The 15,080-nt window shown below is 72.0% G+C and carries 15 protein-coding genes; 8 read left to right on the plus strand and 7 right to left on the minus strand.

Going from position 1 to position 15,080, the window contains the following annotated elements; translation table 11 throughout:
* Positions 1-39 precede the first annotated feature (39 nt).
* Genes argC through AB0A61_RS10925 form a run of 5 tightly spaced genes read left to right on the plus strand, consistent with a single transcriptional unit; the run spans position 40 to position 4,907 of the window.
* Positions 40-1,068 carry an N-acetyl-gamma-glutamyl-phosphate reductase gene (gene argC / locus AB0A61_RS10905; RefSeq protein ID WP_361289489.1) on the plus strand — a complete coding sequence of 343 codons (1,029 nt, stop codon included), beginning with the start codon at positions 40-42 and terminating at the stop codon, positions 1,066-1,068.
* On the plus strand, positions 1,065-2,216 hold the full coding sequence (gene argJ, locus AB0A61_RS10910) for a bifunctional glutamate N-acetyltransferase/amino-acid acetyltransferase ArgJ (protein ID WP_361289492.1): 1,152 nt from the start codon (positions 1,065-1,067) through the stop codon (positions 2,214-2,216). The genes argC and argJ overlap by 4 nt, the downstream gene beginning before the upstream one ends.
* Positions 2,213-3,151, plus strand: a complete 939-nt coding sequence (argB, locus tag AB0A61_RS10915; protein ID WP_361289495.1) for an acetylglutamate kinase — start codon at positions 2,213-2,215, stop codon at positions 3,149-3,151. The genes argJ and argB overlap by 4 nt, the downstream gene beginning before the upstream one ends.
* Positions 3,148-4,344 (plus strand): acetylornithine transaminase, encoded by a 1,197-nt coding sequence (locus tag AB0A61_RS10920; protein ID WP_361289498.1) that lies wholly within the window; start codon positions 3,148-3,150, stop codon positions 4,342-4,344. Before argB ends, AB0A61_RS10920 begins: the two co-directional genes overlap by 4 nt.
* A 17-nt stretch (positions 4,345-4,361) precedes the next feature.
* A complete protein-coding gene (locus AB0A61_RS10925) occupies positions 4,362-4,907 on the plus strand; it encodes an arginine repressor (protein WP_361289501.1) in 546 nt (181 codons plus the stop codon).
* A 23-nt stretch (positions 4,908-4,930) separates the two neighbouring features.
* On the opposite strand, the gene AB0A61_RS10930 is transcribed toward AB0A61_RS10925, so the two are convergent.
* The 5 genes from AB0A61_RS10930 to AB0A61_RS10950 all read right to left on the minus strand — a co-directional run bounded on the left by AB0A61_RS10930 (position 4,931) and on the right by AB0A61_RS10950 (position 9,851).
* Entirely contained in the window at positions 4,931-5,668 is a 738-nt protein-coding gene (locus AB0A61_RS10930; protein ID WP_361290021.1) for an FAD:protein FMN transferase, read from the minus strand.
* Between the two features lie 49 nt (positions 5,669-5,717).
* On the minus strand, positions 5,718-6,527 hold the full coding sequence (locus AB0A61_RS10935; RefSeq protein WP_361289503.1) for an FMN-binding protein: 810 nt from the start codon (positions 6,525-6,527) through the stop codon (positions 5,718-5,720).
* 19 nt (positions 6,528-6,546) lie between these two features.
* Positions 6,547-7,929, minus strand: coding sequence for a ferredoxin reductase family protein (locus tag AB0A61_RS10940; protein ID WP_361289506.1), 1,383 nt, complete (start codon positions 7,927-7,929; stop codon positions 6,547-6,549).
* Positions 7,930-8,005: 76 nt separating this feature from the next.
* Positions 8,006-8,491, minus strand: coding sequence for an FMN-binding protein (locus AB0A61_RS10945; RefSeq protein WP_361289509.1), 486 nt, complete (start codon positions 8,489-8,491; stop codon positions 8,006-8,008).
* Positions 8,492-8,498: 7 nt separating this feature from the next.
* A complete protein-coding gene (locus tag AB0A61_RS10950) occupies positions 8,499-9,851 on the minus strand; it encodes a ferredoxin reductase family protein (protein ID WP_361289511.1) in 1,353 nt (450 codons plus the stop codon).
* 209 nt (positions 9,852-10,060) lie between these two features.
* Here AB0A61_RS10950 and AB0A61_RS10955 point away from each other — a divergent pair, with 209 nt between their 5' ends.
* Together AB0A61_RS10955 and AB0A61_RS10960 are read left to right on the plus strand one after the other, a co-directional pair.
* Positions 10,061-10,825: a response regulator transcription factor gene (locus tag AB0A61_RS10955; RefSeq protein ID WP_361289514.1), complete on the plus strand. Its 765-nt coding sequence runs from the start codon at positions 10,061-10,063 to the stop codon at positions 10,823-10,825.
* A gap of 62 nt (positions 10,826-10,887) precedes the next feature.
* Positions 10,888-12,396, plus strand: coding sequence for a HAMP domain-containing sensor histidine kinase (locus tag AB0A61_RS10960; protein ID WP_361290023.1), 1,509 nt, complete (start codon positions 10,888-10,890; stop codon positions 12,394-12,396).
* On the opposite strand, the gene AB0A61_RS10965 is transcribed toward AB0A61_RS10960, so the two are convergent.
* Together AB0A61_RS10965 and AB0A61_RS10970 are read right to left on the minus strand one after the other, a co-directional pair.
* On the minus strand, positions 12,383-13,081 hold the full coding sequence (locus tag AB0A61_RS10965) for a L,D-transpeptidase family protein (RefSeq protein ID WP_361289517.1): 699 nt from the start codon (positions 13,079-13,081) through the stop codon (positions 12,383-12,385). The two genes, AB0A61_RS10960 and AB0A61_RS10965, sit on opposite strands and share 14 nt — an antisense overlap.
* Positions 13,082-13,084: 3 nt before the next feature.
* Positions 13,085-13,672, minus strand: a complete 588-nt coding sequence (locus AB0A61_RS10970) for a pyridoxamine 5'-phosphate oxidase family protein (protein ID WP_361289520.1) — start codon at positions 13,670-13,672, stop codon at positions 13,085-13,087.
* Between the two features lie 198 nt (positions 13,673-13,870).
* Here AB0A61_RS10970 and AB0A61_RS10975 point away from each other — a divergent pair, with 198 nt between their 5' ends.
* Positions 13,871-15,067, plus strand: coding sequence for an argininosuccinate synthase (locus AB0A61_RS10975; RefSeq protein WP_361289523.1), 1,197 nt, complete (start codon positions 13,871-13,873; stop codon positions 15,065-15,067).
* The last annotated feature ends 13 nt before the right edge of the window (positions 15,068-15,080 follow it).

Consider the following 15,080-nt stretch of genomic DNA (forward strand, 5'->3'; position numbering starts at 1 on the left):
CAGCGAAACGTATAGTCATGCCATCGATGAGGAGGGTTCATGGCTGTACGTGTGGCGGTCGCCGGAGCGAGCGGGTACGCGGGCGGGGAAGCCCTGCGTCTGCTGCTGGCGCACCCCGAGGTCGAGATCGGCACGCTGACCGGCAACTCGAACGCCGGGCAGCGGCTCGGCGCGCTGCAACCACACCTGTTGCCGCTCGCCGACCGGGTGCTGCAGGCAACCACGCCCGAGGCCCTCGCCGGGCACGACGTGGTCTTCCTCGCCCTGCCGCACGGCCAGTCCGCCGCCGTGGCCGAGCAGCTCGGAGCGGACGTGCTCGTGATCGACATGGGTGCCGACTTCCGGCTCACGAACCCGGCCGACTGGGAGAAGTTCTACGCCTCCCCGCACGCCGGCACCTGGCCCTACGGCCTCCCCGAACTGCCGGGTGGCCGCGCCGCGCTGGAGGGGTCCAAGCGCATCGCGGTGCCCGGTTGCTACCCGACCGCGGTCTCACTCGCGCTGTTCCCGGCGTACGCCGCGGGACTCGCGGAGAACGAGGCCGTCGTCGTCGCCGCCTCCGGCACCTCCGGCGCCGGCAAGACGCCCAAGCCGCATCTGCTCGGCAGCGAGGTCATGGGGTCGATGTCCCCCTACGGCGTCGGCGGGCTCCACCGCCACACCCCCGAGATGATCCAGAACCTCAGCGCGGCGGCCGGTGAGCGGGTCTCCGTCTCCTTCACCCCCACCCTCGCACCCATGCCCCGGGGCATCCTCGCCACCTGCAGCGCCAAGGCGAAGCCCGGTGTCACCGGGGAATCCCTCCGCGCCGCCTACGGCAAGGCCTTCGCCGACGAGCCCTTCGTCCATCTCCTGCCCGAGGGGCAGTGGCCCGCCACCGCGTCCGTCCACGGTTCCAACGCTGTTCAGGTGCAGGTCGCATACGACGACGCCGTACAGCGCATCATCGCGATCAGCGCCATCGACAACCTGACCAAGGGCACCGCGGGCGGGGCCGTGCAGAGCATGAACATCGCCCTCGGACTGGACGAGACCACCGGACTTTCCACGATCGGAGTCGCACCGTGACCGTCACGGCACCACAAGGGTTCACGGCGGCCGGTATCGCCGCCGGGATCAAGGAGAACGGCAACCCGGACCTGGCCCTGGTGGTCAACAACGGGCCGCGCCGAGCCGCCGCGGGCGTCTTCACCTCCAACCGTGTGAAGGCCGCGCCGGTGCTGTGGTCCGAGCAGGTCCTCAAGGGCGGCCAGGTCTCCGCCGTCGTCCTCAACTCCGGTGGCGCCAACGCCTGCACGGGACCCAAGGGCTTCCAGGACACCCATGCCACCGCGGAGAAGGCCGCCGACGTCCTCGGTCACAACGCCGCCGAGGTCGCGGTGTGCTCCACCGGGCTGATCGGTGTGCTGCTCCCCATGGACAAGCTGCTGCCGGGAGTGGCGGCCGCGGCCGCGGCCCTGAGCGAGCACGGCGGCGAGAGGGCCGCCCTGGCGATCAAGACCACCGACACCGTCCACAAGACCGCCGTCGCCGGCGGCAGCGGCTGGACCGTCGGCGGCATGGCCAAGGGCGCGGGCATGCTCGCTCCCGGACTCGCCACCATGCTCGTCGTCCTCACCACCGACGCCGACCTGGACAGCGACGTACTGGACCGCGCGCTGCGCGCGGCCACCCGGGTCACCTTCGACCGGGTGGACTCCGACGGCTGCATGTCCACCAACGACACCGTGCTCCTGCTCGCCTCCGGGGCGTCCGGCGTCACCCCTGGGTACGAGGAGTTCGCCGAGGCGGTGCGGACCGTGTGCGCCGACCTCGGCCGGCAGCTCATCGGCGACGCCGAGGGCGCCAGCAAGGACATCAGGGTCGAGGTGATCAACGCCGCGACCGAGGAGGACGCAGTGGAGGTGGGCCGCTCGATCGCCCGCAACAACCTCCTCAAGTGCGCCCTCCACGGCGAGGACCCCAACTGGGGCCGGGTGCTGTCCGCGATCGGCACCACGCGGGCCGCCTTCGAGCCCGACCAGCTCAACGTCGCCATCAACGGCGTCTGGGTCTGCAAGCACGGCTCCGTCGGGGAGGACCGCGAGCACGTCGACATGCGCTATCGCGAGGTCCACATCGTCGCCGACCTCGCCGCCGGCTCCGAGACCGCCACCATCTGGACCAACGACCTCACCGCCGACTACGTCCACGAGAACAGCGCCTACTCGTCATGAGCGACTCCCACAAGAGCGGCCCCACCCGGAAGCACACCGCGCTGCCCAAGGCGCAGATCCTCATCGAGGCGCTGCCCTGGCTGACCCGGCACCACGGCAAGACGGTCGTCATCAAGTTCGGCGGCAACGCCATGGTGAACGCGGATCTGAAGGCCGCCTTCGCCCAGGACGTGGTCTTCCTGCGGCACGCCGGCCTCAAGCCGGTCGTCGTGCACGGCGGCGGCCCGCAGATCAGCGCCGCGCTGGACAGGCACGGCATCGTCAGCGAGTTCAAGGCGGGCCTGAGGGTCACCACCGAGGACGCCATGGACGTCGTACGCATGGTGCTCGCCGGGCAGGTGCAGCGTGAGCTGGTCGGGCTGCTCAACCAGCACGGTCCGCTCGCCGTCGGTCTGACCGGCGAGGACGCGCACACCATCACCGCCACCAAGCACACGCCCGAGATCGACGGCGAGCTGGTCGACATCGGGCGGGTGGGCGAGATCACCGCGATCGACACGGGCGCGATCGAGGCACTCCTCGCCGACGGCCGCATCCCGGTCGTCTCGTCGATCGCCCGCTCCCAGGACGACGGACATGTCTACAACGTCAATGCTGATACGGCGGCTGCGGCACTCGCTGCGGCACTGGGTGCCGAAACCCTCATGGTCCTCACGGACGTCGAGGGCCTCTACGAGGACTGGCCCCACTCCGACGAGGTGATCAGCCGCCTGACCGCCTCCCAACTGGAGAAACTGCTGCCGGATTTGTCCTCCGGCATGGTGCCGAAGATGGAGGGCTGCCTGCACGCCGTGCGCAACGGCGTCACCACCGCCCGCGTCATCGACGGCCGGGTCCAGCACGCCATCCTGCTGGAGATCTTCACCGACGAGGGCATCGGCACGATGGTCGTGCCCGACGACTGCGATCAGGGGAACAAGGGGGACACGGCATGAACGCCGGCACGGCCAACCAGGATCTCACCCAGCGGTGGCAGAGCGCGCTCATGAACAACTACGGCACCCCGCGGCTGCCGCTGGTGCGCGGCGAGGGCGCCCGGCTGTGGGACGCCGACGGCAAGGAGTACGCCGACTTCGTCGGGGGCATCGCGGTCAACGCGCTCGGTCACGCCCACCCCGCGGTCGTCGAGGCCGTGAGCCGGCAGATCGCCTCCCTCGGTCACGTCTCCAACCTGTTCATCGCCGAACCGCCCGTCGCGCTCGCCGAGCGGCTGCTCCGGCTCTTCGGCCGGGACGGCAGGGTCTTCTTCTGCAACTCCGGCGCCGAGGCCGTAGAGGGCGCCTTCAAGATCGGCCGCCTGACCGGCCGCAGGCACATGGTGGCGACCCACGGCGGCTTCCACGGCCGCACGATGGGCGCCCTGGCGCTCACCGGCCAGCCCGGCAAGCAGGAGCCCTTCCTGCCGCTGCCCGGCGACGTCACGCACGTCCCCTACGGCGACGCGCAGGCGCTGGCCGCCGCGGTCACGGAGGAGACCGCCCTCGTGGTCATCGAGCCCATCCAGGGCGAGAACGGCGTCGTGGTGCCCCCGGCCGGCTATCTCAAGGCGGCCCGCGCGATCACGGCGGCGACCGGCTCGCTGCTCGTCCTCGACGAGGTGCAGACCGGAATCGGCCGTACCGGCCACTGGTTCGAGTACCAGGCCCACGAGGGCGTCCTGCCCGACGTCGTCACCCTCGCCAAGGGGCTCGGCGGCGGGCTCCCGCTGGGCGCCACCGTCGCCTTCGGCCGCGCCGCGGGACTGCTCCGGCCGGGCGACCACGGTACGACCTTCGGCGGGAACCCGGTGGCCTGCGCCGCCGGCCTGGCCGTCCTGGACACCCTCGCCGACGAGGGAACGCTGGAGAACGTCAAGCGGCAGGGCGCGAGGTTGCGGGACGGAATCGAGGGCCTGAACCACCCGTTGATCGCCCATGTCCGGGGTGCGGGGCTTCTGCTGGGTATCGTGCTCACCGAGCCGCTCGCACCCCAGGTGCAGCAGGCGGCTCAGGACGCCGGCTTCCTCGTGAACGCGCCCGCCCCCGACGTCGTGCGGCTTATGCCGCCGCTGAATCTCGGCGACGACGCGGTGGACGCCTTCCTCGGTGCGCTGCCCGGCATCCTGGACGTGGCCAACGGGGACGGATGATCCGGAGTGAGACGACGATGAGTCAGGCGCAGGAACACGAGCAGGCGGGGGCCTCCGGGCCCGCCGTGCCGCAGACTCGCACCGCACGGCACCGCCGGATCGTGGACATCCTGAACCGGCAGCCGGTGCGCTCGCAGAGCCAGTTGGCCAAGCTGCTCGCCGACGACGGGCTGAGCGTCACCCAGGCGACGCTCTCCCGGGACCTGGACGAGCTGAACGCGGTGAAGATCCGCAACCTCGACGGCGACCTCATCTACGCGGTGCCGAGCGAGGGCGGCTTCCGTACGCCACGCGCTCCGCTGGGGGAGTCGGCGAAGGAGGAGCGGATGCGGCGCCTGTCCCAGGAGCTGCTGATCTCCGCGGAGGCGTCCGCCAACCTCGTGGTCCTGCGCACCCCGCCGGGTGCCGCCCAGTTCCTGGCCTCGGCCATCGACCAGGCCGAGCTGCACGACATCCTCGGGACCATCGCGGGCGACGACACACTGCTGCTGATCAGCCGGAACCCGACCGGCGGGCAGGCGCTGGCCGACCATCTGCTGCGGTTGGCCCAGAACGGTCACTGAGTGGGGTGGTGACCGGAGCGCGGTCACCCCAGTCGAGCGGCGAGCCCTCCTGTGCACCGCACCTCGTCGCCCGCCGTGATCAGCAGTGCCTCCACGTCCGGCAGGGACTCCAGCCAGGCCAGACCCCCCCGTGACCCCATCGCGAAGGCCGCCGTCGCCCAGCAGTCCGCCCACGTCAGCCCGGGGGCGACGACCGTGACGGCCACCAGGTCGGTCACCGCGGCGCGACCCGTGCGCGGGTCGACGATGTGCGCGCCGCGCTCGGCCGTGCCCGAGGTGGCGACCGCCAGTTCCTCCGTGCCGGCCGCGGAGATCACCGCGGCGAGTCCGCCCGGGCGCAAGGGGTCGGACACGCCCACCCGCCACGGACGGTGCGGCTCGGGGGCACCCAGCAGCTGCACGTCTCCGCCGCCGTTGACGCTGACCCCGCTCACTCCGGCCGACGCGATCCGCCGGGCCGCCCGCTCGGCCGACCAGCCCTTGACGATCCCGGTCGGATCGAGCCGGCCCTGGTAGCGCAGGCTGAACCAGCCGTCGCTGACCCGCTCGGCCTCCGCTCCCAGCCCGAGCACCTCGGCGACCTCGGGATCGCACTGCTCCACGGTGAGTTCACCGCGCAGCAGACGGGAGATCTGGCTGTCCTCGCGGTAGGTGCTGAACACCTCGTCGGCCCGGTGCAGCCCCGCGACCGCCTCGCGCAGCGCCTCCCGCACCGCACCGGGTTCCCCGCCGCGGACGTCGAAGGAGAAGACGGTCCCCATGACCTCCTCCGCATGACGTACCGCGGCGGGAGTTTCCTCGGCCACGGCCTCAGCCACCGGCCTGGTCCAGCGCCGACTGCAGGGACTGCTTGTAGCCGCCGCTGGTGTACGTGGCTCCCGAGACCGCGTCGATCTGCGCGCTGCCGGCCGCCACCGCCTCCTGGTTGAGCTTGGGAACGGCGAGGGCGGTCTTCTGGTCGCTCAGGCCGCCCTTGGGCGCCTGGACCGCATCCGCCTTGGTGATCTTTCCGTTGCTGACCGTGATGCGGACCTGGACCGGTCCGTACTGGGTCTGGGCGACCTTGCCGGTCACGGTTCGGGCCTGGGTGGCACCGGAGGAGCCCGAGGAGGAGGACCCGGGGCCGGCTCCGGACCCGGACGACGACCCTGCCGCCGGCCCGCCCGCCTTCGCCTTGTCCAGCGCCGACTGCAGGGACTGCTTGTAGCCGCCGCTGGTGTACGTGGCCCCGGAGACCGCGTCGATCTGCGCGCTGCCGGCCGCCACCGCCTCCTGGTTGAGCTTGGGAACGGCGAGGGCGGTCTTCTGGTCGCTCAGGCCGCCCTTGGGCGCCTGCACGGCCTCCGCCTTCATGATCTTTCCGTTGCTCACCGTGAGGCGCACCTGGACGGGGCCGTACTGTGTCTGGGCCACGTTCCCGGTGACCGTGCCGGACCCGGCGGCCCGGGCGCCGCCCTGCGGCGACTCCTGCCCCGCCGCGCTCTGCTGCGCCGCCGGACCGCCCGCCGCCTGCGCGGAGGCCGGGTCGGACGCCGGCTTGAGCGACAGCAGCAGTACGACGCCGGACACGGTGGCCGCGGTGGCGAGCACGACACGCCGAATGGGATGGCTCTTCCTCATCGTTCCTGAGCTCCTGATGTCACATCTCGAAAGACTCGTGATGGATGCGGCGGGCCGGGACTCCCGCGCCCCGCAGCGCCTCGTACACCGACTGGGCGAAACCGGGCGGGCCGCACATGAAGACGTCGTGGCGGTCGATGTCGGCGATCTTCCGCTGCAGGGTCTCGGCCGAGATGTCGGGGCGTTCCCCGTCCGGGCTGTTGACCGCGTACATCAGCCGGGCGCCGCGCTCGTCGGCGATCTTGGCCAGCTCGTCCCACAGAGCCAGGTCCTGGGTGGTGTTGGCCCGGTAGAGCAGGGTGATGTCACCGGCCGCACCCGGCAGCGTCTCGAACAGCGCCCGCATCGGGGTGATGCCGACCCCGCCCGCGACCAGCAGCACCTTGCCCCGGCTGCGGCGCTGGGCGGTCATCGCGCCGTACGGGCCCTCGGCCCACACCCGGGTGCCGGGCTCCAGCTCGCGCAGCCGGGCGCTGTGGTCGCCGATCGCCTTCACCGTGATCCGGAGCATGTCGGGGCGGGGCGCCGCGGACAGCGAGTACGGGTGCGAGCTGAAGCGCATGCCGGGCGCCAGGAACCGCCAGCGGAAGAACTGCCCGGCCTCCGCGCCCATCCGGTGCAGCTTGTTCCCGCCGATCAGCACGGAGACGATCCCCGGGGTCTCCTCGATCACCGCCTCGACCCGCATGCGGTGCTTCAGGTTCAGCCGGATCGGGGTGAGGATCCGGTACCAGAGGACCAGCGCGGTCACGGCGCCGTACAGCCCGTACCAGAAGGTCTTGGCGACGGGCTCGACGGCGAAGTCGTTGCCGGTGCTGATCTGGTGCCAGAACGTCAGGAACACCGCGGCATACGTGAACAGGTGCACGTGGTACCAGGCGTCGTAGGGCAGCCGACGGCGGATGCCGCCGATCGAGGTCAGCCCGATGAGCACCAGCAGACCGGTGCCGATGGCGGCCTTGCCCATGTCCGGGAGCTGGTTGATGGAGTCGATGGTCTGCTGGACGATGTCGCCGAGCGACTTGCCCGCCTGCAGCGCGTAGCCCCACATGGTGAGGAAGACGTGCGCCACGACCAGGGAGAGCGTGTAGCGGCCGCTCATGGCGTGCCAGCGGGCGACGCGGTCGGAACCGACCCGCCGCTCCAGCGCGGGCACGCGTGCCATCTGCAGCACGACCAACGCCATCAGGTAGCCGGCGAGCAGGCCGGTGATCCGGCCGGCGTTGAGGATCTTTCCGTTGGTGTCGGCGATGGACGGCGTGTTCATCCACCACAGCCAGACGACGCCCGCCGCGCCCGCCCCGACGGCGAGCAGCAGCGGGACGGCGGGGGAGCGACGCGGGCGGATGCGGCGCATCGTCTGGCGCCGGGCGGCGCGGCCTCCTGCGAGCGTGGTGGTCACGGTTCCTCCGTGGACGGGGGCAAGGGGGGTGACGGTGTCCCTTGGCTGTGAAGTACGTGCCACGGCGGCCCTGCGTTCAGCGTCCGGCCGAGTCCAGTGCGGACTGCAGCGACTGCCGGTAACCATCGCTGGTGTACGTGGCTCCGGACACGGAGTCGATGTCGGCGCTCTGCGCGGCGAGCGCCTCCCGCCTCAGCTCGGGGATCGCATAGCTGTTGATCTCCTGGTCCCGCGGGTTCGCCGACGGGTAGGCGACGGCCGTGACCTCCGTGATGCGCCCGTTCTTCAGCGTGATCCGCACCTGCACCGGGCCCCAGCGGGTCCGGACGGTCCGGCCGGTCACCGTCCTCGTGCCGGTGGCCGTGCCGCCGGACGACGACCCGCTCGATCCGCTGGAGCCGGCCGTGGCCCCGGCACCGCTGGACGCTGCCGGGGCGGGGGCCGCGGCGATCTCCGGCGGGGTGTGCGGCTTGAGCGACAGCAGCATGACCAGCCCGGACACGGTGGCGGCGCTCGCCAGCACGACGCGGCGCAGGGGACGGTTCTTCCTCAGTGCGTGCACGACGGCCTCACAGCTCGAACGACTCGTGGTGGATGCGGCGGTCCGGCACTCCGGCGGCGTGCAGCACCTGGTACAGGTCCTGGGCGAAGCCGTGCGGACCACAGATGTACACGTCGTGCCCGGACAGGTCGCAGACGGTCTGCCGCAGGGACTCGACGGTGAAGCGGGGCCGCTCCCCGCGGGGGCCGTTGAGCGCGTACAGCACGCGCGCCCCGCGCCACCGGGCGACGGCCTCCAACTCCCCGCCCAGGGCGAGGTCCTCGACCGTGCGCGCCCGGTACAGCAGCGTGACGTCGCCGGGCAGCGTCTCGAACAGCGCCCGCAGCGGAGTGATGCCGACGCCGGCCGCGATCAGCAGCGACTTGTGGGACGTGCGCCGGTCGGCGGTCATCGCCCCGTAGGGGCCCTCCGCCCACACCCGGGTGCCCGGCCTGAGCAGCGGCACGGCCGCGCTGTGGTCGCCCAGGGCCTTCACGGTGATACGCAGCAGATCGGGGCGGGGTGGCGCCGACAGGGAGTACGGCGTGGAGGTCCAGCCCATGCCCTCGGCGAGGAACCGCCAGCGGAAGAACTGCCCCGGCCGCGCCCCGAGCTCGTCCAGGCGGCGGCCGCGCACGACCACGGAGTACACGCCGGGCGCTTCCCGGTACACCGCGTCGACCCGCATCCGGTGCCGCAGGTTCAGCCGCACCGGGGCCAGGATCCGGAACCACAGCACCAGGGCCGCGACACCCAGGTACAGCGCGTACCAGGCGGCCGTGGCCACCGTGTGCCCGTTGAACTCGTTGCCCAGCGCCAACTGGTGACCGAAGGCGAGGAAGACGGCCGCGTACGTCAGCAGGTGCACGTAGTACCAGAACTCGTGGCTGGTACGGCGGCGCACGGCCCGCGCCGAGGTGATGCCGACCGCGAAGAGGATCACCGTGCCCGCGGTGGCCTTCAGCATCTCCGGGTAGTCCAGCACCACGGTGACCGCCTCGTGCACGAGCGAGGCGCGGTCCTGGGCGGCGTACCCGGCCAGGATCAGCACCACGTGCGCCACCAGCAGACAGACCGTGTACCGGCCGGCCATCGCGTGCCAGCGCGCGATGCGGTCCGAGCCGATCCGGCGCTCGAGCAGCGGAACCCGGCTCATCAGGCCCACCAGCACCGCGCAGGAGTAGCCGCACAGCAGTCCGGCGATCCGCCCGGCACCGGTCAGCCGGCCCGCCGCACCGACCACGGACGCCGTGTCGTACCACCACAGGGCGACCACCGCGGCGGCCCCCGCCCACAGCAGCGCGAGCACGGCTCCCGCCGGGGAGCGCCCGGCGGTCAGGGGCACGGGCGGTGCCGCCCGCCGCTCGTGGGCCGTCGTCATCCGATCGCGTCCTTTCGCCTGTCCGGGACGCAACTGTGCGGGGCGAACCTCTGAGGACGCTCTGAAACCCCGGGCTTCCCGGGCTCTCGGGACAACCTCACAGCGAACTCAGAGCGGGGTCCGCCAGGTGCTCACAGAACGCGCTCACAGGAAACTCAGAGGGGCGGGCGTGCCGGAGAGCCTGCGCGACAGGGGATGCTGGAAGGGCCATGAACACACCCCGCGACCCGTCCCGCGTCCCGGCCCGCCCCGGCCTGCCCGCGCTGACCCGGCCCGACGGCACCGCCGTCCGGGTCCTCGTCGTCGACGACGACCCCGACCTCGCCGAGGTCCTCTCCGGCGCCCTGCGCTACCAGGGCTGGGAGGTGCGCACGGCGGGCGACGGCGCCTCGGCCGTCGCCGAGGCACGCGACCTGCAGCCCGACGCGGTCGTCCTCGACGTGATGCTCCCGGACACCGACGGCTTCGCCGTGCTGCGCGAGCTGCATGCCGTGCAGCCGGACGTCTGTGTGCTCTTCCTCACCGCGCGGGACGCGGTGGAGGACCGTATCACCGGGATCACCGCGGGCGGCGACGACTACGTCACCAAGCCGTTCAGCCTGGAGGAGGTCGTCGCCCGGCTGCGCGGACTGCTGCGCCGCGCGGGCATGGCCCGCCGGCTGGACGAGGGGCCCCGGCTCACGGTGGGTGACCTCGCCCTGGACGAGGACGCCCGCGAGGTGACCCGGGGCGGGGAGCTGATCGATCTGTCCCCGACCGAGTTCGAGCTGCTGCGCTTCCTCATGCACAACCCGCGGCGCGTGCTGAGCAAGGCGCAGATCCTCGACCGGGTCTGGTCCTACGACTTCGGCGGCCAGGCCCATGTCGTGGAGCTGTACATCTCCTATCTGCGCAAGAAGGTGGACGCGGGCCGCGAGCCCATGATCCACACGGTGCGTGGGGCGGGGTACGTCCTGAAGCCGGCGGTCCGGTGAGCCGGGCGTCGTCGCGGCTCGGCGACCGGACGGGCGCGGTGCTGCGCGGGGCGGCACGGCCGATTCGGCACCTGCCCCGCCCGCGCACACTACGGGCCCGGCTCACCTTCGGCCTGGTGGTGCTGCTGGCCGTCAGCTGCGCCGCCGTCGGGGTGGCCGCGGTCGTCGAGCTGAAGGGGTTCCTCACCGGCCGGCTCGACCAGCAGCTGCAGCAGACAGGGCCGAGCTTCCCGCAGAGCCTGGAGCACGGCCGTCCGGACACCACCAAACCCTCGGACCACGACGGCGACGAACACGGTGACACCCGCCGCCAGGCCGCCGCGACCTTCGGCGCCCGGCTGCTGAACGGCGAGGTGACCAACGTCGCGGTGGTCCCCTCGCACAGGCATCCGGGCTACGACGCGCCCCTGACCGCCGCCGACCGCAGGACGCTGGCCGCCCTCCCCGCGGACCGCGCGGGCCACAGCGTGCGCCTGTCCGCCCTGGGCAGCTACCGCCTGATGGCCTGGCCCGGCCGGGACGGTGACGTCCTGGTCACCGGGCTGCCGATCGAGCCGGTACGGGCCGCGGTCCACCGGCTGGAACTGGTCGCCGGAGGCGTCTTCGGGCTGGCACTGGCCGCGGCCGGGGTCGCCGGGGCCCTCTGGGTGCGCTGGTCGCTGCGGCCGCTGAGCCGGGTCGCGGCGACCGCCACCCGGGTCAGCGAGCTGCCGCTGGCCAGCGGCGAGGTGACGCTGCCGCCGCGGGCACCGCACTCCGATCCGCGCGGCGAGGTGGGCCGGGTCGCCGCCGCCTTCAACCGCATGCTCCACCACGTCGAGGACGCGCTCACCAAACGGCACGCGAGCGAGGAGCGGCTGCGCAGTTTCGCCGCGGACGCCAGCCACGAACTGCGCACCCCGGTCGCCTCGGTACGCGGTCACGCGGAACTCGCCCTGCTGCATCCGGGGCCGGTGCCGCCCGAGGTCACCCGCGCCCTCGAACGCATCGCCGCGGAGTCGGCCCGTATGGGGGAGATGGTCGACGAGATGCTGCTCCTGGCCCGCCTGGACGCGGGCCGCCCCCTGGAACGCCGACCGGTCGACCTCACGCGCCTGGTCCTGGACGCGGTGACCGACGCCCGGGCCGCGGGCCCCGAGCACCGCTGGACACTGGAGCTGCCGGAGGAGCCGGTCACGGTGAGCGGCGACGTCCACCGGCTCCAGCAGGTGCTGGCCAACCTGCTGGCCAATGCGCGTTGGCACACGCCCGTCGGCACGAAGGTGAGGGTGTCCCTGGAGGCCGACGGGCCGACGGGCGTTCTCCTCAAGGTGCACGACGACGGCCCCGGCGTCCCCGAGGACGTCCAGCCGGGCGTCTTCGAGCGCTTCACCCGGGCCGACCGCCGCCGCCCGGAGACCTCCGGCGGCGGGGCGGGCCTGGGCCTGTCGATCGTGGCCGCGGTGACGGAGGCGCACGGGGGCACCGTGGAGCTGGAGAGCCGGCCGGGGTCCACCACGTTCACCGTCCGGCTGCCTCTGGACCGCTCCCCTCGTGGCCGGTCGCCCCGGGGCGGCCTCAGTAACGGGTGAGCGCCGTCGACCCGCTCGCCGTCCCGATCGCGATGTGCGGCCGGCGCGAGGGATCGGCCCAGGTGAGGATCCGCCGCATCGCGTCCTGCGGCACCGACACGCAGCCGGCCGTGGCGCCGGGCCCGTTGACGTGCAGGAAGATCCCGGCGCCGCGCCCGGGCACCGGACGCCGGTAGTTGAAGCCGATGACGACCGCGTGGGCGTACTGGCGCCCGTAGGCGATCAGGTGCTCCGACTCGGTGGCCCGGCAGTCGGCGGGCCGCGGCTCGGTCCAGCGGTTGTAGGACAGGGAGCCGTTGTCCTGGCACCACCAGGAGTCCTCGTGCACCGGGCGGTACAGGACGCGCGTCCCGGCCGGGGCGGCCTGGGTGCCGAAGGCGAACGGCAGGTCGTACAGGCCGGTCGGTGTCGTGTTCGTCCCCTGGGTGCGCGCCGCCCCCTCGACCAGTCCCCGGGCGCCGAACCGGGCCGGGGCCGAGCCGGCCTCCACCCACTGTCCGTCCCGCAGGTCCCACCAGGTGACCGTTCCCGAGGTCGCGTCGGCGCGTGGCGCCCGAGCGGTGATCAGCTGGGTGCCGCCGCCGGTGTCCCGCATCCGCGCCGGCAGTGGCGGCTCTCCGCAGGGTGCGGCACCGAGGGCGAGGAAGGAGACGGACACGAGGGTGGCTACGACACCGGGGCGCATGGCTCAGACCGTAGACGGCGGCAGCGGCAGCGGCAGCCCGGGTAGTCCGTCCAGGCTGGTCGCGATGTGCTCCTTCTTGGTGAAGTAGTCGTTCAGTGAGGCGTCGTCCTCGCGCGCGAAGCGCCTGCCGTGCAGATCGCGGTCCGTCTCGTACGCCATGAAGGGCACCGCGTATCCGCAGGTGTCCCGCACGAGTTCGGCGCGGACGACGATGATCGCGCGCAGTCCGTGCCGGGTCGGGTCGATGTCCGGGAAGTGGGCGAGGAGTTCCCCGAAGCGCCGGTCGTCGCGGAAGACCGGCTCCCCGCGGCCGTGTACGCGGACGATGTTGGGCGGTCCCTGGAAGGCGCACCACATCAGAGTGATCCGGCCGTTCTCCCGCAGATGCGCGATGGTCTCCGCGTTCGAACCGGCGAAGTCCAGGTAGGCCACGGTGTGCTCGTCGATGACCGCGAAGGAACCCCTCAGGCCCTTGGGGGAGAGGTTGACCGTGCCGTCGCCCGACAGGGGCGCGGTCGCGGTGAAGAAGAGGGGCTGCTCCTCGATGAACGTGCGCAGCCGGCCGTCTATGCGCTCGTAGCTCTTTCCCATGTCCAGCGATTGTCCGGAGATTTCGTTCGGCTGTCTAAGGAATTGCCGGCTCGGTCTCCCCGGTCGGGGCACCTCCCGGCCGCCTTCCGTCGGCCCCCGCCCCGTCCGGCCGCCGGATCTCACCCGGGGGAGATTGACGAATCATGCATTGTTCTGCATACTCATGCATATCAGCGAATGCACTGTGAGGAGAAACCCGTGACCGAGCGCGTCGTACTCGCCTACTCGGGCGGTCTGGACACCTCCGTCGCCATCGGCTGGATCGCCGAGGAGACGGGCGCCGAGGTCATCGCCGTTGCGGTCGACGTCGGCCAGGGCGGCGAGGACCTGGACGTCATCCGCAAGCGCGCGCTCGCCTGCGGTGCCGTCGAGGCCGAGGTCGCCGACGCCAAGGACGAGTTCGCCGACGAGTACTGCCTCCCGGCGATCAAGGCCAACGCCCTCTACATGGACCGCTACCCGCTGGTCTCCGCCCTGTCCCGGCCGACCATCGTCAAGCACCTGGTCGCGGCCGCCAAGAAGCACGGCGCCGGCACCGTCGCCCACGGCTGCACCGGCAAGGGCAACGACCAGGTCCGCTTCGAGGCCGGCATCGTCGCCCTCGCGCCCGACCTCAAGTGCATCGCCCCGGTGCGTGACTACGCGATGACCCGGGACAAGGCCATCGCGTTCTGCGAGGAGAAGAACCTCCCGATCGCCACCACCAAGAAGTCCCCGTACTCCATCGACCAGAACGTCTTCGGGCGTGCCGTCGAGACGGGCTTCCTGGAGGACATCTGGAACGCCCCGATCGAGGACATCTACGAGTACACGCAGAACCCGGCCACCCCGCGCGACCCCGACGAGGTGATCGTCACCTTCAAGGAGGGCGTCCCGGTCGCCGTCGACGGCAAGCCCGTCACCGTCCTGCAGGCGATCCAGCAGCTCAACGAGCGCGCCGGCGCCCAGGGCATCGGCCGGATCGACATGGTCGAGGACCGCCTGGTCGGCATCAAGTCCCGCGAGGTGTACGAGGCCCCCGGCGCGATCGCCCTGATCACCGCCCACCAGGAGCTGGAGAACGTCACCGTCGAGCGCGAACTGGCACGCTACAAGCGGCAGGTCGAGCAGCGCTGGGGCGAACTGGTCTACGACGGCCAGTGGTTCTCCCCGCTCAAGCGCGCCCTGGACGGCTTCATCAACGAGGCCAACCAGCACGTGAGCGGCGACGTCCGCATGACCCTGCACGGCGGGCGCGCGGTCGTCACCGGCCGGCGCTCGGAGCAGTCGCTGTACGACTTCAACCTGGCGACCTACGACACCGGCGACACCTTCGACCAGTCCGCGGCCAAGGGCTTCATCGACATCTACAGCCTGTCGTCGAAGATCGCCGCTCGGCGGGATCTGCAGGGATAGCCTGGCGTGGACC

Origin of the sequence: Streptomyces sp. NPDC046197, assembly GCF_040646295.1 — a bacterium.
Lineage (GTDB): Bacteria > Actinomycetota > Actinomycetes > Streptomycetales > Streptomycetaceae > Streptomyces.